We start from the raw sequence: 25,593 nt of genomic DNA, 5'->3' as shown, positions 1-25,593 counted from the left end.
CCTTCGAAGATGTACCTCCTCAAGAACACCAATTCAGGTGATGTGCGCGGACTGAGGGCGAGCCAGAGAGGCCATGCGATTGAGCACGCCCGCACGTATGGCGACTTCGGTGGACTGCGAACCAACCGTGCGTGCCCACAGGAAATGGCTGGTCAGCGTCTTCAGACGGTATGTCAGGTTCTCCACCAGTGAGCGCTTGTAGTAGCCGCTGGCTTTTTTCCATCCGCGTCGGCCGCTCTTTGCGATCTTGTCAATGGCCGCATTGCGTCAAGTTGCGCCCGGCGTGGCCTGCGGCCAGAACGTGGCCCCCGCGCGGGGGAATCGAGGGCGTCGCATCGCGTGCGGCAATCTGCGCGTGGCACGCTTTGGTGTCGTAGGCCCCATCGCCGCCGACGATGTCAATCGGTGTTTCGGGCGGAATCTGCTCAAGCAAATCGGTCAGGGCCTCGCCGTCGCCCATCTCCTGATGGGTCATCAGTGCCGCGCAAATTTGGCCGGTCCCTGTGTCCATCTCGCCAGATGGACCTTGCGCCAAGTGCGGCGCTTGGACCAGCCGTGTGTACGCACCTTCCATTCGCTCTCGCCATAGAGCTTGAGGCCTGTGCTGTCAACGGCCAAGTGCAGTGGCTCACCCGGGCGCAACGAGGGCAAGACGACTTGCAGGCTTTGCGCGCGGCGGCTCAAGGTTGTGTAGTTGGGTGCCGGCAGATTCGGGAAGGCAAGCTGGCGCAGGCTTTGAGCGAATCCTTGCAGCGCACGCAGGGGCCGATCAAACACCTGCTTGAGACTGAGCAAACCTTGGATGACGGCGTCCGGGTAGACGATCGGGCGTGCGCGCCTGGAGACATCCGCAGCCGGTGCGGGCGTTAGAAGGCTCTCGTCGACATCATGCCGATATTTTCGATTCGGCCAGATACCCTTTCAGAAAACCGATAAAAGCGGCGATCAAATCTGACGGCTCTCCTGCGCGATGGGCGACTGCCACGCCAATGCCCAATTGCTCGCCTTCGTCAAGGTCTTTGTAGATGATGCCTTTGCGCTTCATGGTCTTGAGCGACCGGGGAATCAGCGCAATGCCTTGCCCCTCGGCAACCAGGCTCAGCAGGATATGGAAGTCCGGCGGTTCGATGGTGCGCGCCGGGGTGAAGCGCATGCGCGCAAAGACACGCTCGCAATGATCGTAGTAGGCCGGGTTCTGCTTGCGATCGAACCAGAAGAGATTCTCTTGATCGAGGTCGCGCAAGGACAGCTTGCGCTTTTTTGCCGCCGGGTGGCTTCCGGAAAGCCCCACGACCATCGGTTCATCGAGCAGATGGTTCAGCACCAGGCTTTCCGTATGCAATGGCAGGCCCACCACGGCGACGTCCAGGATACCGCGGTTCAGGTCGCGCACGGATCGGATGGATATCTGCCGCTTCACGTTCAGACGAAGCAAGGGGAAGCGCTGTGCGAATTCGGTTTCTATCCAGGAGAACAGGCTGGCGTCGATGACGGTTGTAATGCCCAGATTCAATGCCTGCACCCGCGCGGCGGGGGGCTGACGGAACTGCATGACGATGTGCTCGGAGTCCCTCAGCAGAAGGCGGGCGCGCTCCAGAAACTGCTCCCCCGCATCGGTCAGCTGGATGCGGCGGTTGCCGCGCTCAAAGAGCAATACGCCCAAGTTCTCTTCCAGCGCCTGTATCTGGCGGCTCAGCGGGGGCTGTGTGATGCACAGCCGAGCCGCGGCACACCGAAAGCTCAACTCCTCCGCCACCGCGATGAAGTACTTCATCTGCCTGAGATTCAGAGAGCCGTTCATCTTTACCACCCCTTTTTGGACGTTGTTGCACAAACTCCGCCCAGCGGATGAGGGTGCTGTCAGGATCACAGGCGCACGGTTTGGCCTGATTGCTACTGCTGCACAGCGTAGCACTGCAGGGGGTTTTGCGCAGGAAGTTGGTGTTGCAGCGGGGGCGCTGGACACGCGCCGTGTCCAGCGCCTCACACCTGCATGTTCATGATGTCCGTGTAGGCCTGCAGCATGCGGTTGCGCACGTGCAAGGTGGCCTGAAAGCCGATCTGGGCCTTTTGCATGGCGACCATGGTTTCTTCCAGGCTGACTGCGGGGTTGTCCAACTGCACTTCCTGTTGCAGGGCGGTGGAGCGGTTCTGCGCCGCGCTCACGGATTGCAGGGCGCCCTTGAGCGCGCTGGAAAAACCGACTTCGGCGCCCGCATCCCGCGCCGGCGCGCTGCGCCAGGCTGTGCCGGTGCCGGCAAGCGGGGGGGTGACGCTCGGCAGGCGCAGGTCCATGGCGGTGTCCGTGGGCAGGGGCGGTAGGGGCTTTGCGCATCCTAGCCGCGGGCGGCGCATCCGGCGGCGGAAATTGCGCGCCCAACGGGCGGCTTATCCGGCGAACACGCCGGTTGTGCGATCGAAATAATCGGGCTCGCACCAGGTCCGTCGCCGGGCCTGAGACTGGATAAGCAAGATGTCTGCTGTGGCCCAAGTTCCTTCCGATCCGCCGACGGCGCCTGCCCGCCCCCCATGGCTGCAGCGGTTGCAGAGCCTTGGCCGGGCGCAGCGTGTGCGGCTGGGTCTGGGCCTGGCGCTGCTGCTCGCGGCCGCCGCGGCGCTGCTGCTTCTGGGGCGCCAGAGCGAGTACCGGGTGTTGTTCGCGAATCTGAGCGACAAGGACGGCGGCGCCATCGTGGTCCAGCTCACGCAAATGAACGTGCCCTACAGGTACACGCAGGGCGGCGGCGCCATTCTGGTTCCGGCCGACCAGGTGCACGACGTGCGCCTGCGCCTGGCGACCCAGGGCCTGCCCAAGGGCTCGGTGGTCGGCTTCGAGCTCATGGAGTCGAGCAAATTCGGGCTCACGCAATTTCAGGAGCGGCTGAACTTCCAGCGCGGGCTCGAAGGCGAGCTCACCCGCTCCATCCAGTCCCTGTCGTCGGTGCAGAGCGCGCGCGTGCACCTGGCGCTGCCGAATCAGAATGGTTTCTTCCGCGAGCAGCAAAAGCCCTCGGCATCGGTCCTCGTGGGCCTGTATCCGGGCCGCGTTCTGGACCGCGCCCAGCTCGCCGGCATCGTGCACCTGGTGGCCTCCAGCGTTCCGGAGCTCGCGCCCTCGGCCGTGAGCGTGCTCGACGACACGGGCAAGCTGCTCTCGCAGTCGCCCGACACGGGCGCCGAGGCGAATGCGCAGCAGCTGTTGTACGTGCAGCAGATCGAGCAACTGTACAGCCGCCGCATCCTGGATATTCTGGAGCCCGTGGTGGGCCAGGGGAACGTGCGCGCGCAGGTCACTGCGCAGGTGGATTTCACGCAGACGGAATCGACTTCCGAGCAGTTCCGGCCGAACCAGACGCCGGATTCGGGCGCCGTGCGCAGCCAGCAGCAGCTGGAGAGCCGGGGCGGCCCCGAGCGGATGCCCAGCGGCATTCCGGGCGCCGTGAGCAATCAGCCGCCCGCGCCGTCCACGGCCCCGATCAACGGCGCCAACCCCGCGCCGGACGCGGGCGGGCAGCAGGGAGCGCAGGCCACGAGCCGGCGCGAATCCACCACCAACTACGAGCTGGACCGGTCGCTGCAGGTCACGCGCGGCGCAACGGGGAGCGTCAAGCGCCTGAGCGCGGCCGTGGTGGTGAATTACCAGCTGGACGAGGCCAAGGGCCGCAGCCGGGCGCTCGCGCCCGAGCAGATCGAGCAGATGACGGCGCTGGTGCGCGAGAGCATTGGCTTCAACCGCGAACGCGGCGACTCGGTGAATCTCATGCACACCCCGTTCCTGGTGCGCGTGGCGCCGCCCGTGGACGTCCCGCTGTGGCAGCGGCCCGAGGTGATCGAGCTGGCCAAAACCTTCGCCTGGCCCCTGGGCGCGGTGCTGTTCGCGGCCCTGGTGCTGCTGGGTCTGGTGCGGCCCGCGCTCAAGGGGGCGGCGCCGCGCGCCGTGGCCGGTGGCCAGATCGACGCCCTGGAAGCCGAGGCCCTGGAGCGCCCCGCGCTGCCCACGCCGAGTGACGCGGCGCTGCCCGCGACGCCCGAGCAGCTGCGCCTGGAGGAAGCGCGCGTGCTCGCCCGGGAAAATCCGGTCGCCGTGGCGAACATCCTCAAGACCTGGCTCAGCGGCGAGTCCGCCTGAGCACTGAGCACCGAGCGCAGGACGCCGCATGAACGAGCAAGGTCTGCAGGACGCCGCCATCTTGCTGATGTCCCTCGGCGAGGAGGATGCGGGCGAGGTCTTCAAGCATTTCTCGCCCAAGGAGGTGCAAAAGCTCGGCGAGACCATTGCGCGCACGCGCTCGGTGTCGCGCGAGAGGGTGGACGAGGTGATCAACAAATTCGCCGCCGCCGCCGCCGCGCAGAGCCTGCTCGTGTCGGACACCGGAAACTACGTGCGCGCAGTGCTCAGACGCGCGCTCGGCGACGACAAGGCGGGGTTGCTGATCGACCGCATCCTGCAGGGCGGGGACGTCTCGGGAATCGAAAGCCTGAAGTGGATGGACCCACTGTCCGTGGCCGAGCTGCTGCGCAACGAGCACCCCCAGATCGTCGCCGCCATCTTGGTGCATCTGGACAGCGACCAGGCCGCGGCCATCCTGATGCACCTGGGCGAGCGCCAGCGCAGCGAGATCCTGCTGCGCGTGGCGACGCTCGAGGGCATACAGCCGACGGCGCTGAAGGATCTCAACGAGGTGCTGTTCAAAGTGCTCGCCGGTGGCGACAAGATTCGCAAGAGCTCGCTCGGCGGGGTCAAGGCCGCGGCCGAAATCATCAACATGCTCAGCGGCAGCGTGGACACCGTGGTGCTGGAGGCGATCCGCAGCTACGACGCGGATCTGGCGCAGAAGATCATGGACAAGATGTTCGTCTTCGAAGACATGCTCAGGCTCGACGACAAGGCCATCCAGACCATTCTCAGGGAAGTGTCGTCCGAGGAGCTCATCGTGGCGCTCAAGGGCGCGCCGACGGAGCTGCGCGAGAAGTTTCTCTCGAACATGTCCATGCGCGCCGGCGAGGCGCTGCGCGAGGACCTCGAAGCGCGCGGTCCGATCCGCCTGTCCGAGGTCGAGACCCAGCAACGGGAAATCCTCAAGATCGTGCGGCGCCTGTCCGACGAGGGGCTGATCGCGATCGGCAGCGGGGGGGAAGATGCCTTTGTTTAGCCCCCGCTCCTACGCGCGCATCATCCCCAGCGAGGAGCTGGGCGATTGCACGCAGTGGAAGTTTGGCGCCGTCGATGGATCCGACCGCGTTGCGCCCGCGGTGCAAATCCCTGCTGCGATCGACGAGGCCGCGCAGCAGGCGCTGCTCCAGCAGGCCTGCGCCGACGCCCACGCCGCGGGCCTTGCCCAGGGGCAGGAGCAGACCGCGAGCGAGTGGCAGCACCGCCTGGACGAGTACATCGTGCACCAGGGCCATGCGGCGGCCGAGCGCCTGCAGGGCGTTCTGCAGGCGCTCGACGCGAGCCTGCTCGACATGCAGCGGCGCATGGCGCAGCAGCTGCTCGCGCTGGCCTGCGACATCGCGCGCGAGGTGCTGCGCCAGGAGCTGTCCGTGAATCCCGAGGCCCTGCACCCCGTGGTGCGCGAGGCCCTGGGAATGCTGGTCGCCGAGGGGCGCCCCGCGAGCGTGCGCCTGAACCCCGTGGACATGCAGGGGCTCACGCAGCCGCTGCGCGCGGCGCTGGCGACCCCGCAGCAGGTCCAGTGGATAGCAGACGCTGCCGTGCCGCCGGGCGGCTGCCTGGTGGAATGCGCCGGCAGCGTGGTCGATGGCAGCGTGGAAAAGCGCTGGCAGCGGGCGCTGGCCGCGCTCGGGATCGAGTCGCCATGGCAGGAAGGGGGCGGCGATGCGCGCTGAGGACCCGGACGACCCCGCCCCTGCCCCCTGCGCCTGGACGCGCTTCGTCGATGAAGCGCGCGCGCGCGTGGCCCAGGGCGCGCCGCTGGAGACGCGCGGCACGCTGACGCGGCTCACCGGGCTGGTGCTGGAGGCCGTGGGCTTGCGCGTTCCGGTGGGCGCGCAGTGCCTGGTGCAGATGCCGGGGCATGCATCCGGGCAGGCGCCGGTTCTGGCCGAGGTCGTGGGCTTCTCGGGCGAGCGCGCGTTTCTCATGCCGGCGGGCGACGTCCACGGCCTGGCCAGCGGCGCCAGCGTGACTCCCGCAGCGCCCTGCGCGCCCATGCCGCGCTGGGGCGATCCGCCCCGGCGCGCGGCGCGCGCGGGTCTGCCCGGGCTGCCGATGGGCGCGGGCCTGCTGGGGCGGGTGGTGGACGCGCAGGGTCAGCCGCTGGACCACGCGGGCGCGCTGCAGGACGTGGTTTCCGCTCCCATGGGGCGCAGCCCGGTGAATGCGCTGGACCGCGACCCGGTGCGCGTGCCCCTGGCGACGGGCGTGCGCGCCATCGACGCCCTGCTGACGGTGGGGCGCGGGCAGCGCCTGGGGCTGTTTGCCGGATCCGGGGCGGGCAAGAGCGTGCTGCTCGGCATGATGGCCCGCGGCACGTGCGCCGACGTGATCGTTCTCGGACTGATTGGCGAGCGCGGCCGCGAGGTCAAGGAATTCGTCGAAGACACGCTGGGTGCGGCGGGCCGCGCGCGCTCCGTGGTCGTGGTGGCGCCCGCCGACGCGCCGCCGCTTTTGCGCCTGCAGGGCGCGATGTACGCCACGGCGCTGGCCGGGCATTTTCGGGACCAGGGCCGGCACGTGCTGCTGCTCATGGACTCGCTCACCCGCTACGCCATGGCGCAGCGGGAAATCGCGCTCGCCATTGGCGAGCCGCCGGCGACCAAGGGCTACCCGCCATCGTGCTTTGCCAAGCTGCCCGAACTGGTCGAGCGCAGCGGCAACGGTCTGCACGGGGTGGGGTCGGTCACGGCGTTCTACACCGTGCTGGTGGAGGGCGACGACGCGCAGGACCCCATCGCCGACGCGGCGCGCGCCATTCTCGACGGCCACATCGTGCTCTCGCGCGCGCTCGCGGAGAGCGGGCATTTCCCGGCCATCGACATCGAACGCTCGGCCTCGCGCGTGATGCACAACGTGGTCCCGCGCGCGCAGCTCGATCTGGCGCGGCGCTTTCGTGCGCTGCACGCGTGCTACCAGAAGGGCCACGACCTGGTGCAACTGGGCGCGTACGCGAGCGGGTCCGACCCCGCCCTGGACGAGGCCCTGCGGCTGCAATCGCAGATGGCCGCCTTTGTGCAGCAGGACATGTTCGAGGCCGCGCCCATGGAGCAAAGCGTTGCGGACCTGGCCGCAGTGCTCGAGCCCCGAACCCCATAGAGGTCCATCCACCATGTCCCAGCTCGGTGCCCTCCCGCTCGTGATCGAATCCGCAACCCGCAGGCGCGACGCCGCGTGCAGTGTGCTGCAGGCCACGCTCGTGGCGCAGCAGGCCGCGCGCGTGCAGCTCGGGCAGTTGCAGGACTACGCGCGCGACACCACGTCCCGCTGGGGCATGCGCACCGGCGCGACGCTGCGCCCCGAGTTGCTCTACCACCAGGACTGCTTCATGGAACGCCTGGAGTACGCGGCGGGCATTCAGCGCGGCGTCGTCGGCGAGCATGCGCACCGGGTAGACGCCGCCCGGCAGGCGCTGCTCGAAGCGCAGCTGCGTCTGTCCGGCCTGCGCCAAGTGCTCGACCGGCGGCGCCACGCGCTGCAAGCGCAGCAACAGCGGCGCGAGCAGCAACAAGCCGACGAGCACGCGGCGCGCGCGTACCGCAGCGCGGACCAGGGCTTGCCAGGGCGGGAGGATTGACGATGGAGACGGCAGGAATTTCCTCTGCGGCCCACCCGGTGCAGGCCGCGCGCAGACTGTTCGCGGCGCAGGATGCCGACGGCGCCGATGCCGCGGGCGGCTTTGGGGCGCTGTTCACCGCGCTGCTTGCCGTGCCCCGGGACGGCGACGCGCCGCTGGACGCGGACCATGCCGCGGCGGACCCTGCGGGCACCACGCCCGTCGATACCGCGCCCGCCGCTACCGCGCAGGGGGCCGTGGACGCGTCCGCGCTGGCCGCGTGGCAGGGCCTGCTCGCGCCTGCTGCCGCTGCGCAGGCGGGCACGGGGGAGCCGGACGCGCAGGCGGCGGACGCCATCCTGTCCGCGCAAGGGCCGCAGGGCGGCGCCGGCGCCGGCGCCGGGCCGGGCCTGCCGCAGGGGCTGGTGGCCGAGACGGCACTGCTCGACCACGGCGAAGCGCGCGCGCAGGCACCGGCGGACGCGTCCGCTGGCGCCGCGCGCGGCGCACTCGCCCCGGGCGCGCAGGCCGCCGGGCCGTCCAACGATTGCGCCGCGCCGGACACGGCCGCGCCGCGCCGCGCCGCGCCCCGGGCTGCGCCAGCCTTGCAGGCGGCGGGTGAGCGCGTGGCGGGGGTCGTGGGGACCGCGCAGGGTGCGATCGACCGCACCGCCGGGGCGCAGGCCGCTGCTGCGGCTGCCGGGACGGGGACACCGGCCCGCGCGCAGGACGGCCTCCTGGCCGCGCTGCCGCCTGCGCGCGCAGGAGAAAGCGGCGCGGGGGGGAGCCGCCGGGACGCGGAGCCGCCGGGCGCCGGGGTCTGGTCCGGCGCCGGCCCGGGCAGCGCCTGGGCAGCGCCCGGCCCGGTCGGCGGCGCGGGGCCGTTCGCGCATCCGGGCCTGGCCGCAGCGCCGGCGGCAGAGCCCGTGACCTGGTGGGCCGAGCAGCAAACCTGGAATGCGCAGCTGACGCTCGACCGCGATGGCCAGCCCGTGGAAGTCTCGGTGTCGTTGTCGGGCAATGCGGCGCACGTGTTCTTCCAGAGCGAGCAGCCGCAGACGCGCGAACTCCTGGACCGCAGCCGCGCGCAGCTCGGCGATTTGCTGCACAGCCAGGGTCTGGTGCTCGCGGGAATGTCGGTCGGCACGTCGGCGGACCAGGGCGCGGGGCAGGCGCGGTCGCCGCGCGGCCGCGCGGGCGCCCGCCCAACGCAGGGGGTGCAGGGGGCGCCGGTGGCGTCCGTGGCGCCCGCCGCAGCGGCCCCGGTGCTGCGCGTGGGCAACATTGCGCAGCGCGCCGTGGATGTCTTTGTATGAACGCGCGCAGGGCGCGCTGAATACCTTGGTTTCGGGTTGTTATTCCGCTGATCACGGGCCGGCGCAGCGCCCAATAATGGGATCGTTCTGGCCCGTATTTCTCTTTTCACCCACTCCTTCCATGGTCAGATGGCGCGGCTTGCTGCCGCAAGGAATCCGCACCGTGTCAGCCATAGTTCCCGCAGCGGCTCCGGCCAAGAGCAAGAAGATGCTCATGCTCCTCGTCGGCACTGCGCTGGCGGGGGTGCTGGTCGGCGCCAGCGCCGGCGCCTGGTTCGTCGCGAGCCGCGCGCCGGCGGACGACGAGGATGCGTCCAGGGCCGCCCCGGTCTTCCTGCCCATGGAAAGCATGGTGGTGAATCTGGCCGATTCCGGCGGGGACCGGTTCGCCCAGATCGGCGTCACCCTGGAGCTGGAAAACGCCAAGGTGCAGGAGCAGGTCCGGGCCTACCTGCCGAACATCCGCAGCGGCGTGCTGATGCTCGCGTCGCAGCGCAGCACCGCCGAGCTGTTGCAGCGCGCAGGCAAGGAGAAATTGGCCGCCGACATCCTCGCGGAAGTCACGCGCACCATGGACTATCCGCCTCCCGCAGAGAGCGAGCGCGCGCAGGCCGATGTGCCCGAGGACGCAGCAGAGCACGCGCCGGCGCGCCGGCGCACGCAGCGCAACCCGGTGCGGCGCGTGCTGTTTTCGAGTTTCATCGTTCAGTGACGCGCGCAGGAACTTGCCATGAGCAATTCATTTCTTTCGCAGGAAGAGGTCGATGCCCTTTTGGAGGGGGTCACCGGAGAGAGCCAGAAGTCGGTCGAGGAGGTGACCGAGGCCGGCGCCGTGCGCAACTACGACATCTCCAGCCAGGAGCGCATCGTGCGGGGGCGCATGCCGACGATGGAAATCGTCAACGAACGCTTCGCGCGCAACCTGCGCATAGGGCTCTTCAACCTCATCCGCCGCAGCCCGGAAGTCTCCGTCGGACCGGTGTCCGTGCAGCGCTACAGCGCCTTTTTGCGCGAGCTCGCGGTGCCGACGAATTTCAACATCGTGGCCATCCGTCCGCTGCGCGGCAGCGGGCTGATCGTGTGCGAGCCCTCGCTGGTGTTCGGCATCATCGACACCCTGTACGGCGGCGCGGGCAAGTTCCAGACGCGCATCGAGGGGCGGGACTTCTCGCCCACCGAGCAGCGCGTCATCAACCGCCTGGTGGACGTCGTCTGCACCGAATACAAGAAGGCCTGGCATGGCATCTACCCCCTGGAGCTGGAGTACCAGCGCTCGGAAATGCAGCCGCAGTTCGCGAACATCGCCACGCCCAGTGAAATCACCGTGTCCACCGCGTTCCAGCTGGAAATCGGCGACCTCTCGGGCGCCATCCACCTGTGCACGCCCTACGCCACGCTGGAGCCGATCCGGGACGTGCTGTACTCGTCCACGCAGGGCGACTCCATCGAGGTGGACCGCCGCTGGGTGCGGGTGCTGACCCGGGAAATCCAGGCCGCCGAAGTGACCCTGGTCGCCGAGCTGGCGCGCGCCGACACCACCGTCGGGCAGCTGCTGCGCATGAAGCCGGGCGACTTCATCGAACTGGAGCGCGCACCGCGCATTCGCGCCGCGGTCGGGGGGGTGCCGGTTTTCGAATGCCAGTACGGAACGCACAACGCCAAATACGCCATCCGCATCGAAGAATGCCTGCGCACTGCGGACCTGAGCTGGCTGGGAGAGAAAGATGTCCACTGAAGAAGAAGGCCAGGGCGGCGGCGGTGCGGACGATCCCCTTGCGGGCTGGGCCGAGGCGCTGGAGGAACAGCAGACCAGCACCAGCACCAGCACCAAGCCCGGGGACGCGCAACAGCAACAGGGAGGCCCCCTGTCCGGCGCTCCCGTGCCCCCCCTCTCGGGCAGCGCGGACGGCAGCGTCAACGACATCAACATGGTGCTGGACATACCGGTCCAGCTGTCCGTGGAACTGGGGCGCACCAAGGTGCCCATCAAGTACATCCTGCAACTTGCCCAGGGCTCCGTGGTGGAGCTCGACGCGCTCGCGGGCGAACCCATGGACGTGCTCGTGAACGGCTACCTCATCGCGCAGGGCGAGGTGGTGGTGGTGAACGACAAGTTCGGCATCCGCCTGACCGACGTGGTGACGCCCTCGGAACGCCTGCGGCGGCTCAGCCGTGGATAGCGCCGGCATGACCCGCTTCCTGGTCACGGCGCTCCTCTTCGTGGGAGCCATGGCCCTGCTGCCCTGGCTCGTGCGGCGCCTGCGGCAGCGCCATGCGGCGGGCGGATCGGCGGCAGGCGCCGCGGCGCGCGTGCTCAGCGCCGTCGCGGTCGGGCCGCAGCAGCGCGTGGTGACGCTCGAGGTGGGCCCCGAGCACGCGCGCACGTGGCTGGTGCTCGGCGTCACGGCGCAGCAGCTCAGCTGCCTGCACGTGCTGCCCGCGTCCCCGGTGGTCGCCGCCGATGCCCCGTCCGCCGCCGCCGCCGCGCCGGCGCCATTTGCCAAAGCGTTGGCCGCTGCCAGCGGCGCGCCGCCCGCCGATGGATGAGGGTCTGCCTGGCCGCGCAAGGGGCGCCGCGCAGCGGCCCGGGCGCCCGTGGCTGCCCGCGGCGGCTGCGGGCCTGGCCTGCCTGGCCGTGCAGGCGCCGGCGCTGGCGCAGGCCGCGGGCGCGCTGCCCCTGGTGGTGGCCAGCGGCCCTTCGGGCAGCAGCTACTCGGTTCCCGTCCAGACCCTGCTGTTCTTCACGGCGCTGTCCTTCCTGCCGGCGGTGCTGCTCATGATGACGGGGTTCACGCGCATCGTGATCGTGCTGTCCCTCCTGCGCCAGGCGCTGGGAACGCAGTCGGCGCCGCCGAACCAGGTCATCGTTGGCCTGTCGCTGTTTCTGACCCTGTTCGTCATGGGCCCCACGCTGGACCGGGTGTACCAGGACGCGTATCTGCCCTACGTGAACAACAGCGCCACCTTTGAACAGGCGCTCGACAGGGCCGAGGCGCCCATGCGCAGCTTCATGCTCAAGCAGACCCGGCAGTCCGACTTCGCCCTGTTCGCGCGGCTCGCGCGGCTCGACCCGAGGGTGGGCGCGGAAACGGCGCCGCTGCGCGTGCTCGTTCCCGCGTTCGCGACCAGCGAGCTCAAGTCTGCGTTTCAGATCGGCTTCATGATCTTCATCCCGTTCCTGGTGATCGACATGCTGGTGTCGAGCATCCTCATGTCGCTGGGAATGATGATGCTCTCTCCGGTCCTCGTGGCGCTGCCCTTCAAGCTCATGCTGTTCGTGCTGGCCGACGGCTGGAACCTGCTGATTGGCTCGCTGGCGGCGAGCTTCGTCAGCTGAAGGGGAAGGAACGTGCGATGACTGCGCAAATGGTTCTCACCCTGGGGCGCGACGCCCTGGGCCTGCTGCTGATGATCGCCATGCCCGTGCTCGGGGTCGTCATGGCGGTGGGCCTGATCGTGAGCATCTTTCAGGCGGTCACGCAGATCCATGAGGCGACCCTGGCCTTCGTTCCCAAGCTGATCGCCGCGATGGTGGTGTTTGCGCTCGCCGGCCCCTGGATGCTCGGCAGCCTGGTGGACTTCATCCGCCGGACCATCGAAGCCATCCCTTCGGTGGTGGCGTAAAGCCAGGCCGGTGGTTCTTCCTGCCGCATGCCCGCCGCCGGCCCGCCCATCGCCAGCGCCATTGCCAGCGCCTCGCGGAGCCGCGCGTGATCGGCTTTTCCGAGGCCCAGATCATGGCCTGGCTGTCGCCCATCCTGTGGCCCTTTCTGCGCGTGCTCGCCCTGTTCTCGGCCGCCCCGGTGTTCTCCATGCGGGCGCTGCCCCTGCGCGCGAAGATCGGGCTGGCCTTTCTGGTGGCGCTGTGCGCCCAGGGCGTGCTGGTCGATCAACCGGTGATCGCCGTCCAGGGCCGTGCGGCCCTGGGAGCGCTCGCGCAGCAACTCACCGTGGGCCTGGCGATCGGCTTTTCGGTGCGCCTGGTATTCGCTGCGGTGGAACTTGCCGGGGAACTCGTGGGCTTGCAGATGGGGCTGAACTTTGCGTCCTTCTTTGACCCCGCGTCCAGCGCCCAGACCAGCGCCGTGGCCCGATTCCTGGGCTACATGGCGATGCTGCTCTTCATCGTGATCGACGGCCACCTGCTGATCCTGATGGCCCTGGTGAAAAGCTTCGAAGGGTTTCCGGTGGACGGCAACTTCCTGCAATCCCTGGGGCAGATGCGGCTGCACACGCTGGGCGCCGCGCTCTTTTCCAGCGCGCTCTGGATGGCCTTGCCCATGATCGCGCTCCTGCTGTTCGTCAACCTGACGCTGGGAATCGTCTCGCGGGTGGCGCCGCAGATGAACATCTACGCGGTCGGCTTCCCGGTGACGCTCACGGTGGGAATACTGGGCCTGACCGCCACGCTGCCCCTGCTCGAGCAGCCGTTGCTGGCGCTCATGCAGCAGGCGGTCGGGCGCTTGCTCTCCTCAGGCAGCTGAAGGGGAAGTCACCCGGGGTGCGGCAGTGCCGCCACTGCCACCGCCCGGTTTGGCCCCGGCACCGCCTTGCGCGCCAACAGCGTGTACATGGTCGGCACCACGAACAGCGTGAGCAAGGTGCCCAGCAGCATGCCGCCGACGATGACCCAGCCGATCTGCGTGCGCGTCTCGGCGCCCGCGCCCTTGGCCAGCGCCAGCGGTAGGGCGCCCAGCACCATCGCGCCGGTGGTCATCAGGATGGGGCGCAGGCGCTGGGCCGAGGCCCGGACCAGCGCGTCCACCAGCTCCAGACCCTGCGCGCGCAGCTGGTTGGTGAACTCCACGATCAAAATGCCATGCTTGGTGATCAGGCCCACCAGCGTGATCAGGCCGATCTGCGAATACACGTTCAGCGATCCACCGCTCCAGCGCAGCGCCAGCAGCGCGCCCACCATCGACAGCGGCACCGACACCATGATCACCAGCGGGTCGATAAAGCTCTCGAACTGTGCGGCGAGCACCAGAAAAATGAACACCAGCGCGAGCACGAACACCAGGCCAAGGGCCCCCCGCGCGTCTCTGAACTCGCGCGAGTTGCCGTTCAGGTCCGTGGTGTAGCCAGGCCTGAGCAGCTGCGCCGCCGTCGCGTCCATGAAGCGGATGGCCTGGTCGAGCGAGTAGTCGGGCGCGAGGTTCGCCGTGATGGTGGCCGAGCGGCGCTGGCCAAAGTGGTTCAGCTCGCGCGGGCTCACGCCCTCCTGCACCCGGACCAGGCTGGACAGCGGGATCATCGCGCCGTTGCGGCCGCGCATGTGGATGAGGTCGATGCTCTCGGGCCGGCTGCGCTCATCGGCCTCGGTCTGCACGATCACGTCGTACTGTTCGGCGTCGCGCTTGTAGCGGGTCACGCTGCGCCCGCCCAGCATGGTCTCTATGGCCCTGGCCACCGCGTCCACGCCGACGCCCAGGTCGGCGGCGCGCTCGCGGTTCACGGCGATGCGCAGTTCGGGCTTGTTCAGCCGCAGGTCGGCGTCGGGCGCGACGATGCCGGGGTTCTGCGCGATCGCGGCCATGAAGGCATCGACCACGGTGCTGAGGTTCTCGTAGCTGTCCGAGGTCTGGATCACGTAGGTCAGCGGCCGGGAGCGGAACCCCTGCCCCAGCGAGGGGGGCGTGATCAGAAAGGCGTTCACGCCGGGCAGGCTGGCCACCATGGGTTGCAAGGCCCGGGCCAGATCGAGCGTGCTGCGCTCGCGCAGTTCCCAATCGACCGTGCGGTAGACCACGCTGCCCTGGGCCACCGTGGGGTTGCCGATGTTCGCAAAGACGCGGTCGAACTCGGGGTAGCGGCTGCCGATTTTTTCCAGCTCCCGTGCGTAGCGGTCGGTGTAGTCGAGCGTGGCGCCGTCGGGCGCCGTGACGCTGGCCAAGATGGTTCCGCGGTCTTCCAGCGGCGAGAGCTCCTGCCGCATGCCCGGCCATACGAGCAGCAGCGTGGCGCCGCTGAGCGCCATCACGCCCAGCACCAGCGCGCGGGCCTGGAAAATCGTGCCCGCCACGCGGTCGCGCCCACCCCAACGCGCCGTGACGACCCAGCGCAGCAGGCGGCCATAGGCGTCGGACAGCGCCGTGAGCCCGCGCTCCATCCACCGGTCCAACGCGCTCGGATGGGGCTGGTGCCGGAGCAGCAGCGAACACATCATCGGCGACAGACTCAGCGCCACGAAGCCCGACACCACCACGGCACCGGCGAGCGCCAGCGCGAATTCGACGAACAGCCGGCCGGTCCGCCCTGGCGTGAAAGCCAGCGGGGCGTACACCGCGACCAGCGTCAAGGTCATGGCGACGATGGCAAAGCCGATTTCGCGCGCGCCCTGGATCGCGGCAGACAACGGGTCCAGCCCCTGTTCGATATGCCGGTAGACGTTCTCCAGCATCACGATGGCGTCGTCGACCACGAGCCCGATGGCCAGCACCAGGGCCAAGAGCGTGAGCGTGTTGATGGAAAAGCCCGCCAGCGCCATCAGCGCGCAGCTGCCCACCAGGCTCACCGGGATCGTGACGATGGGAATGATGGCGGCGCGCAAGCTGCGCAGGAACACGAAGATCACCAGCGCCACCAGCACCACGGCCTCGGCAATCGTGTGGTAGACGCTTTGGATCGAGCGGGCGATGAACTGCGAGTTGTCGTTCGCCACGTCCATCGCAATGTCCGCCGGCAGGTCGGCCTGCAGCAGGGGCATCATGGCGCGCACCCCCTGGGCCAATTCCAGCGGGTTCGCGGTGGCCTGGCGGATCACGCCCACCGAGATCGCGTCGCGGCCGTTGAGCCGCACGCGGCTGCGGTCGCTGGCCGGCCCCTCCTCGACCCGCGCCACGTCCCGGATGCGCACCGCAGAGCCGTTGACGCTGCGGATCACGATGTCGGCAAACTGCTCCGGCGTTTGCAGATCGGTGCGCGCGGTGACGCTGAATTCGCGCTGCTGCGATTCGATGCGGCCAGCGGGCAGCTCCAGGTTGCTGCGGCGGATCGCGTCCTCCACGTCCTGCGTGCTGAGCTGGTAGGCGGCCATGCGCGCGGGGTCGAGCCAGACGCGCATGGCGTACCTGCGCTCGCCGTAGATCGGCACGTCGGCCACGCCGGTGACGGTCTGCAGGCGCGGCCGGACGATGCGGTTGATCAGCTCGTTGATCTCCAGCGGGCTGCGCCGGTCGCTGCTGAAGGCGAGCCACAGCACGGGCGAGGCGTCCGCCTCGACCTTCGCGATCACCGGCTCGTCGACCGCATCGGGCAAGCGGTTGCGCACCCGTGCAGTGCGGTCGCGCACTTCGGCGGCCGCGTTGTCGGCGTCCTTTTCAAGGCGGAAGCGCACGCTGATCTGGCTTTGCTCGGCACGGCTGATCGAGGTGATCACATCCACCGCGTCGATGCCGGCGATCGAGTCTTCCAGCGGCTTCGTGACCTGCGACTCGATCACCTCGGCCGACGCGCCCGCGTAGCGCACGCTGACCGTCACCACGGGCTCGTCGATCTTGGGGTACTCGCGCACCGACAGGCGCGTAAAGCTCACCGCGCCAACGAGCAGCACCAGCAGCGACAGCACGGTGGCAAAGACCGGCCGGCGGATTGAGATCTCAGCCAGTTGCATCGCGGGCCTCGGACCGGCTGGGGCGGCCTGCCGACTGGCAGGAGTCGGGCCCTGGCAGCTGGCTGGCAAGGGTCCGGTCTTGCAGCTCGCTGCCCGGGGGCGGCTTCGGCACGCCGGGCTCCTGCACCTGCACCGGCGTGCCGTCTTTGCGGATCCGCTGCTGGCCCGCAGTGACCACCCGGTCGCCGGCGTTCAGACCGTCGAGCACCTGCACCCAGCCCGAAGCGCGCAGGCCCAGTCGGACGGGGACGCGGCGCGCCACCCGGCTGCCCGGCTCCTGGCCGTCCACGACCTTCAGCACATAGGGACTGGCGCCTTCGGGAACGATGGCCTCTTCGGGGACCACCTGCGCGTCGCTGCGTTCGGAGAACACCGCCGTCACACGGGCGAACATGCCGGGGCGCAGCTGCAGGCGGCGGTTGTCGATGCAGCCGCGCAGCGCAATCGCGCGCCCGTCGGCGTCGATCTGCGGGTTGATGGCCTGCACCACGGCCGCGTAGCGCACACCGGGCAGCGCGTCGAACACCACCTGCGCGCTCTGCCCCGTGCGCACCTTGGCCTGCAGGCGCTCGGGCAGGCGAAAGTCCACGTACACCGCGTCCAGGTCTTCGACGTTGACGATGTCCGCCCCGTCCTTGAGGTAGTCGCCAACGCTCACGCTGCGGATCCCGGAAACGCCATCGAACGGGGCCACGATTTGCAGGCGCCGCGCAGTGGCCTGCGCCAGCGCCAGCTTGGCCTGCGCCACCTCGAGGTTGGCCGCGCTCTCCTCCATCGCACGCTGGCTGATGAAGCGCTGGGCGAACAGTTCCTGGCTGCGCTGGTGGTTCGCCAGCGCCAGCGCCAGCTCGGCCTGGCTCTGCCGGACCTGCGCGCGCGGCAGCTGATCGTCGAACTGCACCAGCAACTGCCCGCGCCGCACCCGCTGGCCATCGCGGAAGTTGAGCTGCGTGATGCGCCCGCCCACCTCGGGGCGCAGCACCACGCTCTGGCGCGAGTGCAGGCTGCCCACGGCCTGGGCCTCGTCGCGCAGCGCCATCTGCCGGACGGCCACCGCTTCCACCGGCACCGGCCGCCCGGCACCCCCGGGGGGCGCGCCCCGGCCCGGTTGTGCCGAAGCCAGTCCGGGCGCGGGCCGCGCCGGGTCTTGCAACCACCACGCGGCCCCCGATGCCGCAGCGATGCCGATGGCAGCGAAAACGATGTATTTGCTCTTGGACGCCATGGATCGATGAAACCGGGTGGGGTGGAGGAGCGCAGTCGGGCACTGTATCAGCGCCCGTCTTGCACCGCAGCAAACTTTGGCAACGCCGCGGGCAAGAACGGATGCGGCGCCTGCGCGGCCATCGACCCGGTGCCGGGTTGCCCCCGCGCAGCCGGCTTCGCGCACCACCCGCTGGCGCTTGTCTGACGAATTCCTGACGGGCATGGCGGCCAGCGCCGGGGCCAGTGCTTACACTGCGCAGCGGAGGGCGGGGCCGGGCATTGCATTCATCATTCGGCACGCCGATATGGAGGTATGGCGCCTCATGCCATGCCGGGTCGTCTGCCAAAAATAGAAGGAAATGCCATGCATGCTTTCAGCCGCTTCTCCATCCGAGCGCGCCTGTACTTCGGGACCGTGTTTTCCCTGGTGCTCTTGCTCGTCATCGGCGCCATGGGCTATGTGGCCCTGGATCGCACGCGCGACACATTGCAGGGGCTGCTCTCGCAGCGCGTGCGGACCCTGACGGACATGTCGGAACTGCGCACCACGCTGGGCAATCTGCGCCGCGCGGAAAAAGACATCATCGTGAACTTCAACAACTCGGCGGAAGTCGCTTCGCTGCGCGCGACCTGGGAGCAGACCCTGGTCGCCCTGCGCAAGGGCCTGAGCGAGGTGCGCAAGCGGCAGTCGGGCGACGCGGCGTTCGTCGGCGCCATCGACCAGGCGCTCGCAGAGATCAGGCAATACGAGACGGGAGTTTCCCCGATCTTCGAGCGCATCGAGCGTGCGCAGCTCGACGGCGCCGGCGCCGGCGCCTACACCGACCGCCTCAAGGGCCATATGGAGGCGGCCGACAGGTTCTTTTCCAGCCTGGCCAGCGCGGCGCACGTGCAGATGGAGGAAGTCCGCTCCGGCGTGCAGTCGCGCACCTCGACGATGTCGGCGCTGATCGGTCTGGGTTTGTTGTTCGGGCTCGCGGTATTGATTCCGCTGACCTGGTTCAGCGTGCGCTCCATCACCCAGTCTCTGGGCCAGGCCCGGGAACTCGCCGAGCGCATCGCCAACGGCGACCTGTCGCGCGACACGGGCGCGATGCGCCAGGACGAGGTGGGGCAGCTGGTGGCTGCCATGGGGCGCATGCAGGACGCTCTGCGCGGCCTGGTGCGCGAGGTGCAGGACACCGCGGGCAGCCTCTCCACCGCCAGCTCCGAGATCGCCGGAGGAAACCACGACCTGAGTCGCCGCACCGAGCAGACGGCGGCCAACCTGCAAGAGACCGCGTCCTCGATGGAAGTGCTGACTGGCGCCGTGCAGCAGAGCGCGCAGTCCGCGCGCCAGGCCAGCGGCTTTGCCGAGTTGGCCGCAGAAGTGGCGGCACGCGGCGGCGCCGTGGTCTCCCAGGTGGTGGCCACCATGGGCCAGATCACCGCCAGCTCGCGCAAGATCGCCGACATCACGGGGGTGATCGATTCCATCGCCTTCCAGACGAATATTCTGGCGCTGAACGCAGCCGTCGAGGCGGCCCGCGCGGGCGAGCAGGGCCGGGGTTTCGCCGTGGTGGCGAGCGAGGTGCGCAACCTGGCGCAGCGCAGCGCCACCGCCGCCCGGGAGATCAAGGGACTGATAGGCTCCTCGGTGGGATGGGTGGAGGACGGCTCGCGCCTGGTCAGCCAGGCGGGGCAGACGATGAGCGAAATCGTCAGCAGCGTGCGCCAAGTCTCGGACATCATTGCGCAGATCACGACCTCGTCGGTCGAGCAGAGCGACAACATCGGGCAGATCAGCCAGTCCGTGGCCCGGCTCGACCAGATGACGCAGCAGAACGCGGCCCTGGTGGAGGAATCGACCGCGGCTTCGCAGGCGCTGCGCGAACAGGCGCTGCAACTGAGCGACGCGGTGCGGCGTTTCAAACTGAACGATGACGCACCGGAATGCGCGCCGTTGCAGCCGGTGCGCAGCAACGCCCGGGGGGGCTCCGTAGCCCAGGTGCCCGGCCAGCCAGCCTTGCAACTGCGTTAGTCCGGACTTTGCGTCGGCGCGGCCCAGAGCGCCGTCTTAGCCCGAAAAATCCGTTTTATTGCATGACGGCAAATGGACGTTGAAATCACAAGAATGGATGGTTTCCGCCCTGTGTGCGATCACGATGCGCGTGATGGACAGATTTTTTATTGCCGAGTTGATGGCCTTTTCCAGATCGATATCGAGATGGCTGGTCGCCTCGTCCAAAATCAATATCAAGGGCTTTCTGTACAAGGCCCTTGCCAGCAATAAGCGTTGTTTCTGACCGCCAGAAAGGGCAGTGCCCATATCCCCGATCAAGGTGCCATAACCCATGTTCATTCTTGTGATGTCATCGTGCAGGCACGCCATTCTGGCCACATCCTGGACTCGTTCTTCATCCACGTTCTCAGCAAAAAAAGCAATGTTTTCCGCAATGGACCCGGAAAACAACTGATCATCCTGCATGACTGCATTCACAAAGGGCCGATAATTCTGAATGCCCATTTTTTGCAAGTCCTGTCCTCCAAGAAGAATGCAACCCTCTTCCGGCAGCAACAGGCCCAAAATCAGCTTGGCAAGAGTCGTTTTGCCACATCCGGAAGGGCCTGTAATGGCCACCGATGCGCCCTGAGGAATGCGGACCGTCAAATCACGCAGAATGAACGGGTCAAGCTTTGAATATCTATAATGCAGATTGCGTATTTCAATCGTCAGATCATCCGGAGTCCGTGCATTCCGTGAAGCAGCAGAAACTTCGCGCTCAGTCAAAACAATGTCCGCGAGACGCTCTCCTTGGATGCTCAGCATTTTGAAGTCTACGATCTTGTCAATCAAACTGCTGATCCGGCTTGCAAACACGGCCTTGAAGGACATGTAGGCAAACAGCATTCCAATGGAGAAAACATTTGCCAGAACCAACCGGGACCCGATCCATACGGAGAGTATAAGCTCGATTCCCAATAAACTGCCATTGGCAAGTTTATACCCGATCATGAATCGCTGGGTTCGCAGCAGGCGGTTTGCGCTATCAACCACGCGGTTATTCCACAGCGTTTGCCGTTGGCCTTCCCCGCCGAAAATCTTTATCGCCTGTATGCCCCTGGCACTTTCCAGGAAAGTGGTTTGTTGCTTTGCCGAAAGTACAATTTGCTCCTCTGTGGAACGGCGCAGCGGAGCGTAAACCAGCCAGCGCAATGCAGCATAAAAAGCGACGGCAAACAAGGCCACCAGGGTCATCCAGGCACTGTAGAACAACATCATGGTCAACGTGACCACGACCATCAAGCCATCAATGATTGCTTCGATGAAGTTCGTGGTTAACGTTCTTTGGATCGTGTCAATGGAATCAAATCGTGAAACGATGTCCCCAAGATGGCGTTTCTCAAACCATGCCTGAGGCAAGCGAAGCAAATGAGAAAATACGTTGCCCGACCATTGGATAATGATGTCCGTACTGAAATTCAGAACCACCCATGAGCGCAATGCAGCAATAAATACCTGCGCCAGCACGACAACTGAAAATCCAAGAGCCAACAAAGTCACCAAATCCTTGTCTCCGGAAAGCAGCGCATGATCGACGACCCACTGGACGTACAAGGGGCTCAACAGCCCACACAATTCGATCCCGAGAGAAATAAAAAATATCTGGGCTACTTTCCCGGGCAAACCGGATATCTGACCAAAAATCTGAGCCAGTCTGATCTTTTTCGGTTCCTTCCTGATTTCAAAATCAGCTACGGGCGACAACTCCAGGGCGACCCCTGTAAAATGCTCGGAAATCTCCTTGATGGACAGTGTCATGATTCCTTTTGCCGGATCATGAATAATGAATTTCTGTCCGAAAGACTTCTTCAGAACGACAAAATGGTTCATGTCCCAATGCAGTATGCACGGCGTCTTCAGATCCTTCAGTTCATGCAGTTCAAGGCGCAAGGGCCGCGCGGACAGGGAGTATGTTTGCGCGGCATCTCTCAGCTGTGCCAGATTCATGCCCTTCAACGACACGGCCAACCGGTTGCGAACGCCGGCCAAGTCGGTGCCATGTCCAAAAAAATTGAGAATCATGGCCAAACAGGCAATACCGCACTCGGCAGCCTCTGCCTGCAAAATCAAGGGTAATTTTCTGCCTGAATCACGATTCCGGAAACTCATTGGAAATATTTCCCGCGCAGACTGTAAATTGGCTCAAAAATCCATTCAAGCAACGTGCGCCTGTCCAGCATGACGTCTGCCTCAACCCGCATGCCGGAACTCAATTCCTGTCGCTTCCCGTAAGCCAGAATATAGGGTTGCGCCAGCCGCACCCGAATGCGGTACAAGGGATCATTCGAAATTTCGGCCATCGGGTATATCAGCTCTGTTGATAATATGGGGCTTTCGGAAATGTCAATGACGCTTCCGGAAGCGTGGCCAAACTTCTGATAGGGGAACGCCTGATACCGGAGTTTGACGTTTTGTCCGGTCTTGATGAAACCCGCATCCTTGCTGGAGGCAAACAAATGAACCTCCAACGCACTGGCAGGATTGTCAACCGGGACCAGGGTCATCAATGGCCGCGTGGGCGCCACAGTCTGTCCGACAAATGCAGTCAATCCGGTGACCCGGGCAGCATGCGCCGCCCGAATGACAATCTGCCTCTTCAATTGATTTTCTATGAGTTCCTGCTCAAGCTGTTGAATGGATCTGTCTATTTCTTCCAATTGCTCTTTTTCCTTCATCGGAAGAACATCCAATTCATTCTGCAATGAATTGTAACTACTCAGGCCCCCCTCGCCGTAGGCCATAATCCGCAACTCAATGCAACAGCTACCCGACCTCAGCACACTTAGTTCGACCCAGATGGGTGCACTGGTTCTGGAGCTATGGGCGATGGTGCAGACGCTGATGGCGCAAAACAACGAACTGCAAGCGCGGCTCAATCTGAACAGTCGCAACTCCAGCAAGCCCCCCTCCAGCGATGGGCTCAACAAGCCCCAACCCAAGTCATTGCGCAAAGCCGGGCAACGGCCGGTCGGCGGGCAGAAGGGGCACAAGGGCCATACCCTGAGCCAAGTGGCCGAGCCCAATATGGTCGTCATCCATGCGCCGCCCGAGCATTGCGATGTCTGCCACGGCCCCCTGGGTCAGGCCAGCCTGGTTGAGGCCCGGCAGGTCCACGATCTGCCCGATTTGCGCTACCAAGTCACCGAGCACCGCGTACTGCAATCGATCTGCAACTGCGGCAAGACCCATCGTGGCGTATTCCCCGCGGAGGTCACCGCAGCAGTGCAATACGGCCCACGTGCGAAGGCTGCGGCCGTGCACCTGAACCAGTACCAGATGCTGCCACTCAAGCGCACGGGTGAAGTGATGGGCGACCTCTTTGACATGCCCATGTCCGAGGCAACGATTCTGAGTGCCAACGCTGAGGCTGCCCAGGTGCTGGCGCCCACAGTCACGGCCATCGCGCAGGAGTTGGTGAACCGGCCAATCGTGCACGCCGACGAGACGGGCCTGCGCGTGAACAAATCGCTGCACTGGTTGCACACGCTGGTCACCGAGAAGTTGACTTGGCTGGGGCGACATGAGAAACGTGGCATGGCAGCGTTCATCGAGCATGGCATCCTGCCCCTGTTCAAAGGCACGCTGGTGCACGACGGCTGGGGGTCCTATCGCATGCTGGGCAGTAGGCACAGCCTGTGCAACGCGCACCATGTACGCGAACTGACGTATGTGCATGAGCAACTCAAGCAGGACTGGGCGGGTCGATCGATTGAGGTGCTGCTGTACGCCAACAGCCTGATCCATCAACTGCGTGCACAGGGTCAGATCGACTACACGGCGCCTGAGCACCTGCAGCGAGTGTGCGATCTGCGCAGTCAGTTCGAGGCAACTTTGGCCGAAGGCGATCTGCTCAATCCGCGCGTGCAGTCCAATGGCCGACGCGGTCGCATCAAGCAGAGCAAGGCCGCCAACCTGATCGGCCGGCTACGCGATTACAGCGATGACGTTTGGCGTTTCATGACGGAGCCGAACGTACCTTTCACGAACAACTTGGCCGAGCAGGCTGTGCGCATGCCCAAGGTCAAGCAGAAGATTTCCGGGTGCTTTCGGACAAGCGACGGAGCGGATATCTACTGCATCATCCGCTCCTACTTGGCGACGCTGAACAAGCAGGGTGCCAAGTTGTTTGACGCGCTCACCCAAGCCTTTCTGGGCTCTCCGGTTCAACCTCGCTTTGGTTGATGGGCTGGGCCGGGGGCCGGGGGGCTGAGTAGTTACAATGAATTTATTTCACGCGAATTGCTCGTCTGCATGCGTTCATTCGTTTGAACCCGATATCTGAGTTCATTGCTTGCCTCCATTTTTTCTTGCATTTGAACGATGGAAATGAACTTTTTCTCATAAAGAGCACGGAATTTATTTTCTATATCTTCGGATAATTCCAGGCGCTGACTCAGCGTGCGGTGCTCGTGAATTAATTGTGACAGCTCTTGTTCAAGCGATTTCTTTCTACCCAGTATCCCTTGGCGTGTCGTATGGAAAAGTTGGCGCTGTTGCATCTCGATGGATTTCAGACTTTTCTTGCGTGCCTCTATTTGGGCGACAACGGCTTGTCGTGATTCAATATCCTTTTCTCCGAATCGTTCATCCAGAATGGTAAGCAGAATTTCTCCTCGTTTTACAATTTTCCCCTCAGATATCGCCAGCGTCGCAACGCGGCCAGCCAAAGAGCTATAAACACGCAAGGCCCCGCCCTGATGTATTACATAACCTTCCAGCGTCGTGCGACGGGTAAATTCTCCAAAAAAAAGCAAGCCAAGCAGGATGGCAGAAAAAATAACCACTGCCAACGTCAATATGAGAAGAATTCCGGAGCCTTGGAGGACCGTGGAACCCCAGTAGGATTGGGAGTGCTCACGCAATACTTCTTTGCGAAATAATGGCATAAACCCAACAATTCAAAAAATAAAATGACCAAGCGCCAGTCATTTTTTCTGTTTGAAAAGCAATTCGCAAAGAATTTGCCCCACCAGTGCTCCAATACCACCAGAAATCGACCACACCACGGTGCGGTCGGACAATTTCATCCCGGTATACATGAAAAATACCATCATGATCATCATTATGATCATCTTCAGAAAGGTTTGCATCATGAATTACTCCTTTTATGAATGGCGTTAATGCATAAAATCCTGAAATTCCAGATATTTTGCCAGGGAATATGCGTAGCTGCCCGCAGTCCGTGCGCTTCACCTGAATTCAGGGTGTTTCGTTGATTCATGAAAGTTGGTGAAACCATTTCATTTGCGCAATAAATTCAAATAAATGGCCATCCTCGAGAGAATGGCCATTTGTCATCAAAGGACCATTCCCATCGTGCGCGTCCGTCTTTCAGACATCAGATTCAGGGACATCGTTGCGGGGCAGGTCAGCATCAATGAATTTACCAAGTGAGTTTGCTTGCGGCATATCCGCCAACAGCACTTCCAGTAGCCAGGCCCGAGGCAGGTGCAGCTGCCAGGGCACCCACAGTTCCAGCCAAACATCCGACAGCAGCACCGGCAAGACCACCAGTGACACCACCGACCAGAGCCCCGAGTCCACCATTGACGTAAGTCCCAGCCACACTACCACCCACAGTGCCTGCGAATGCACCATTTGTGGCACCGGCAATGCAACCACCAACGCCAAAGGCTGCCGTCACTTCACTCAATTCTCTTTCGTCAAGCTCTCTCATTTCAA

General features: G+C 65.4%; 24 protein-coding genes and 1 pseudogene. 15 read left to right on the top strand and 10 right to left on the bottom strand.

Going from position 1 to position 25,593, the window contains the following annotated elements; all coding sequences use genetic code 11:
• Positions 1–33: 33 nt before the first annotated feature.
• The 3 genes and pseudogenes from D5041_RS01810 to fliE form a co-directional block, all read right to left on the bottom strand.
• Positions 34–858: pseudogene (locus tag D5041_RS01810) on the bottom strand (IS5 family transposase); the annotation flags it as partial.
• Positions 859–886: 28 nt separating this feature from the next.
• Positions 887–1,801: a LysR family transcriptional regulator gene (locus D5041_RS01805; RefSeq protein WP_265283739.1), complete on the bottom strand. Its 915-nt coding sequence runs from the start codon at positions 1,799–1,801 to the stop codon at positions 887–889.
• 182 nt (positions 1,802–1,983) lie between these two features.
• The gene (gene fliE / locus D5041_RS01800) at positions 1,984–2,295 is read right to left on the bottom strand and encodes a flagellar hook-basal body complex protein FliE (RefSeq protein ID WP_265258514.1); all 312 of its coding nucleotides are present in this window, start codon (positions 2,293–2,295) and stop codon (positions 1,984–1,986) included.
• A 178-nt stretch (positions 2,296–2,473) separates the two neighbouring features.
• On the opposite strand from fliE, the gene fliF reads away from it, so the two are divergent.
• The 13 genes from fliF (at position 2,474) to fliR (ending at position 13,533) form a co-directional block, all read left to right on the top strand.
• On the top strand, positions 2,474–4,129 hold the full coding sequence (fliF, locus tag D5041_RS01795) for a flagellar basal-body MS-ring/collar protein FliF (RefSeq protein WP_265283738.1): 1,656 nt from the start codon (positions 2,474–2,476) through the stop codon (positions 4,127–4,129).
• A 28-nt stretch (positions 4,130–4,157) separates the two neighbouring features.
• The gene (gene fliG, locus D5041_RS01790; RefSeq protein WP_010110275.1) at positions 4,158–5,153 is read left to right on the top strand and encodes a flagellar motor switch protein FliG; all 996 of its coding nucleotides are present in this window, start codon (positions 4,158–4,160) and stop codon (positions 5,151–5,153) included.
• Positions 5,140–5,850 carry a FliH/SctL family protein gene (locus D5041_RS01785; protein ID WP_265283737.1) on the top strand — a complete coding sequence of 237 codons (711 nt, stop codon included), beginning with the start codon at positions 5,140–5,142 and terminating at the stop codon, positions 5,848–5,850. The genes fliG and D5041_RS01785 overlap by 14 nt, the downstream gene beginning before the upstream one ends.
• On the top strand, positions 5,840–7,276 hold the full coding sequence (locus D5041_RS01780) for a FliI/YscN family ATPase (RefSeq protein ID WP_265283736.1): 1,437 nt from the start codon (positions 5,840–5,842) through the stop codon (positions 7,274–7,276). Before D5041_RS01785 ends, D5041_RS01780 begins: the two co-directional genes overlap by 11 nt.
• 13 nt (positions 7,277–7,289) lie before the next feature.
• On the top strand, positions 7,290–7,754 hold the full coding sequence (fliJ, locus tag D5041_RS01775) for a flagellar export protein FliJ (protein WP_265283735.1): 465 nt from the start codon (positions 7,290–7,292) through the stop codon (positions 7,752–7,754).
• 2 nt (positions 7,755–7,756) lie between these two features.
• On the top strand, positions 7,757–9,049 hold the full coding sequence (locus tag D5041_RS01770; RefSeq protein WP_265283733.1) for a flagellar hook-length control protein FliK: 1,293 nt from the start codon (positions 7,757–7,759) through the stop codon (positions 9,047–9,049).
• 214 nt (positions 9,050–9,263) lie between these two features.
• Positions 9,264–9,761, top strand: a complete 498-nt coding sequence (locus D5041_RS01765) for a flagellar basal body-associated FliL family protein (RefSeq protein WP_010106804.1) — start codon at positions 9,264–9,266, stop codon at positions 9,759–9,761.
• Positions 9,762–9,779: 18 nt separating this feature from the next.
• Positions 9,780–10,784, top strand: coding sequence for a flagellar motor switch protein FliM (gene fliM / locus D5041_RS01760; protein ID WP_265258519.1), 1,005 nt, complete (start codon positions 9,780–9,782; stop codon positions 10,782–10,784).
• Positions 10,774–11,229 carry a flagellar motor switch protein FliN gene (gene fliN, locus D5041_RS01755; RefSeq protein WP_265283732.1) on the top strand — a complete coding sequence of 152 codons (456 nt, stop codon included), beginning with the start codon at positions 10,774–10,776 and terminating at the stop codon, positions 11,227–11,229. The genes fliM and fliN overlap by 11 nt, the downstream gene beginning before the upstream one ends.
• Positions 11,230–11,236: 7 nt before the next feature.
• A complete protein-coding gene (locus tag D5041_RS01750) occupies positions 11,237–11,596 on the top strand; it encodes a FliO/MopB family protein (protein WP_265283731.1) in 360 nt (119 codons plus the stop codon).
• Positions 11,589–12,386 carry a flagellar type III secretion system pore protein FliP gene (gene fliP, locus D5041_RS01745; RefSeq protein ID WP_265283730.1) on the top strand — a complete coding sequence of 266 codons (798 nt, stop codon included), beginning with the start codon at positions 11,589–11,591 and terminating at the stop codon, positions 12,384–12,386. Before D5041_RS01750 ends, fliP begins: the two co-directional genes overlap by 8 nt.
• Positions 12,387–12,403: 17 nt before the next feature.
• Positions 12,404–12,673 (top strand): flagellar biosynthesis protein FliQ, encoded by a 270-nt coding sequence (fliQ, locus tag D5041_RS01740; protein ID WP_010101282.1) that lies wholly within the window; start codon positions 12,404–12,406, stop codon positions 12,671–12,673.
• 86 nt (positions 12,674–12,759) lie between these two features.
• Positions 12,760–13,533: a flagellar biosynthetic protein FliR gene (fliR, locus tag D5041_RS01735; protein ID WP_265258523.1), complete on the top strand. Its 774-nt coding sequence runs from the start codon at positions 12,760–12,762 to the stop codon at positions 13,531–13,533.
• An 8-nt stretch (positions 13,534–13,541) separates the two neighbouring features.
• On the opposite strand, the gene D5041_RS01730 is transcribed toward fliR, so the two are convergent.
• Together D5041_RS01730 and D5041_RS01725 are read right to left on the bottom strand one after the other, a co-directional pair.
• Positions 13,542–16,661, bottom strand: a complete 3,120-nt coding sequence (locus D5041_RS01730) for an efflux RND transporter permease subunit (RefSeq protein WP_265283729.1) — start codon at positions 16,659–16,661, stop codon at positions 13,542–13,544.
• Positions 16,648–17,886, bottom strand: a complete 1,239-nt coding sequence (locus D5041_RS01725; RefSeq protein ID WP_265284361.1) for an efflux RND transporter periplasmic adaptor subunit — start codon at positions 17,884–17,886, stop codon at positions 16,648–16,650. The genes D5041_RS01730 and D5041_RS01725 overlap by 14 nt, the downstream gene beginning before the upstream one ends.
• Positions 17,887–18,231: 345 nt before the next feature.
• Between D5041_RS01725 and D5041_RS01720 the strand changes: the two genes are divergently transcribed.
• The gene (locus D5041_RS01720; RefSeq protein ID WP_265283728.1) at positions 18,232–19,887 is read left to right on the top strand and encodes a methyl-accepting chemotaxis protein; all 1,656 of its coding nucleotides are present in this window, start codon (positions 18,232–18,234) and stop codon (positions 19,885–19,887) included.
• 36 nt (positions 19,888–19,923) lie between these two features.
• Here the strand turns inward: D5041_RS01720 and D5041_RS01715 are convergent, their stop codons facing one another.
• Both D5041_RS01715 and D5041_RS01710 read right to left on the bottom strand, forming a co-directional pair.
• A complete protein-coding gene (locus tag D5041_RS01715; protein WP_265283727.1) occupies positions 19,924–21,981 on the bottom strand; it encodes a peptidase domain-containing ABC transporter in 2,058 nt (685 codons plus the stop codon).
• 35 nt (positions 21,982–22,016) lie between these two features.
• Positions 22,017–22,652 (bottom strand): beta-barrel domain-containing protein, encoded by a 636-nt coding sequence (locus tag D5041_RS01710; RefSeq protein ID WP_265283726.1) that lies wholly within the window; start codon positions 22,650–22,652, stop codon positions 22,017–22,019.
• A gap of 13 nt (positions 22,653–22,665) precedes the next feature.
• On the opposite strand from D5041_RS01710, the gene tnpC reads away from it, so the two are divergent.
• Entirely contained in the window at positions 22,666–24,093 is a 1,428-nt protein-coding gene (tnpC, locus tag D5041_RS01705; protein WP_265283725.1) for an IS66 family transposase, read from the top strand.
• Positions 24,094–24,125: 32 nt separating this feature from the next.
• Here tnpC and D5041_RS01700 read toward each other — a convergent pair whose 3' ends face one another.
• From D5041_RS01700 to D5041_RS01690, 3 genes are all read right to left on the bottom strand, one after another.
• Positions 24,126–24,797 (bottom strand): HlyD family secretion protein, encoded by a 672-nt coding sequence (locus tag D5041_RS01700; protein ID WP_265283724.1) that lies wholly within the window; start codon positions 24,795–24,797, stop codon positions 24,126–24,128.
• A complete protein-coding gene (locus D5041_RS01695; protein ID WP_265283723.1) occupies positions 24,766–25,104 on the bottom strand; it encodes a hypothetical protein in 339 nt (112 codons plus the stop codon). Before D5041_RS01695 ends, D5041_RS01700 begins: the two co-directional genes overlap by 32 nt.
• Positions 25,105–25,242: 138 nt before the next feature.
• Positions 25,243–25,536, bottom strand: coding sequence for a hypothetical protein (locus D5041_RS01690; RefSeq protein ID WP_265283722.1), 294 nt, complete (start codon positions 25,534–25,536; stop codon positions 25,243–25,245).
• Positions 25,537–25,593 lie beyond the last annotated feature (57 nt).

It is taken from the genome of Verminephrobacter aporrectodeae subsp. tuberculatae (assembly GCF_026127385.1).
Taxonomy (GTDB): Bacteria; Pseudomonadota; Gammaproteobacteria; order Burkholderiales; family Burkholderiaceae_C; genus Acidovorax; species Acidovorax aporrectodeae.
This window is presented reverse-complemented; position numbering and strand designations above follow the sequence as displayed.

Coding starts and splice junctions, on each gene's coding strand:
- D5041_RS01750 (WP_265283731.1), top strand. CDS start 11,237: ATGACCCGCTTCCTGGTCACGGCGCTCCTCTTCGTGGGAGCCATGGCC.
- fliE (WP_265258514.1), bottom strand. CDS start 2,295: ATGGACCTGCGCCTGCCGAGCGTCACCCCCCCGCTTGCCGGCACCGGC.
- fliN (WP_265283732.1), top strand. CDS start 10,774: ATGTCCACTGAAGAAGAAGGCCAGGGCGGCGGCGGTGCGGACGATCCC.
- D5041_RS01770 (WP_265283733.1), top strand. CDS start 7,757: ATGGAGACGGCAGGAATTTCCTCTGCGGCCCACCCGGTGCAGGCCGCG.
- fliQ (WP_010101282.1), top strand. CDS start 12,404: ATGACTGCGCAAATGGTTCTCACCCTGGGGCGCGACGCCCTGGGCCTG.
- D5041_RS01785 (WP_265283737.1), top strand. CDS start 5,140: ATGCCTTTGTTTAGCCCCCGCTCCTACGCGCGCATCATCCCCAGCGAG.
- D5041_RS01700 (WP_265283724.1), bottom strand. CDS start 24,797: ATGCCATTATTTCGCAAAGAAGTATTGCGTGAGCACTCCCAATCCTAC.
- fliF (WP_265283738.1), top strand. CDS start 2,474: ATGTCTGCTGTGGCCCAAGTTCCTTCCGATCCGCCGACGGCGCCTGCC.
- D5041_RS01710 (WP_265283726.1), bottom strand. CDS start 22,652: ATGGCCTACGGCGAGGGGGGCCTGAGTAGTTACAATTCATTGCAGAAT.
- fliJ (WP_265283735.1), top strand. CDS start 7,290: ATGTCCCAGCTCGGTGCCCTCCCGCTCGTGATCGAATCCGCAACCCGC.
- D5041_RS01805 (WP_265283739.1), bottom strand. CDS start 1,801: ATGAACGGCTCTCTGAATCTCAGGCAGATGAAGTACTTCATCGCGGTG.
- D5041_RS01730 (WP_265283729.1), bottom strand. CDS start 16,661: ATGCAACTGGCTGAGATCTCAATCCGCCGGCCGGTCTTTGCCACCGTG.
- D5041_RS01765 (WP_010106804.1), top strand. CDS start 9,264: ATGCTCCTCGTCGGCACTGCGCTGGCGGGGGTGCTGGTCGGCGCCAGC.
- fliP (WP_265283730.1), top strand. CDS start 11,589: ATGGATGAGGGTCTGCCTGGCCGCGCAAGGGGCGCCGCGCAGCGGCCC.
- fliM (WP_265258519.1), top strand. CDS start 9,780: ATGAGCAATTCATTTCTTTCGCAGGAAGAGGTCGATGCCCTTTTGGAG.
- tnpC (WP_265283725.1), top strand. CDS start 22,666: ATGCAACAGCTACCCGACCTCAGCACACTTAGTTCGACCCAGATGGGT.
- D5041_RS01720 (WP_265283728.1), top strand. CDS start 18,232: ATGCATGCTTTCAGCCGCTTCTCCATCCGAGCGCGCCTGTACTTCGGG.
- fliG (WP_010110275.1), top strand. CDS start 4,158: ATGAACGAGCAAGGTCTGCAGGACGCCGCCATCTTGCTGATGTCCCTC.
- D5041_RS01725 (WP_265284361.1), bottom strand. CDS start 17,886: ATGGCGTCCAAGAGCAAATACATCGTTTTCGCTGCCATCGGCATCGCT.
- D5041_RS01780 (WP_265283736.1), top strand. CDS start 5,840: ATGCGCGCTGAGGACCCGGACGACCCCGCCCCTGCCCCCTGCGCCTGG.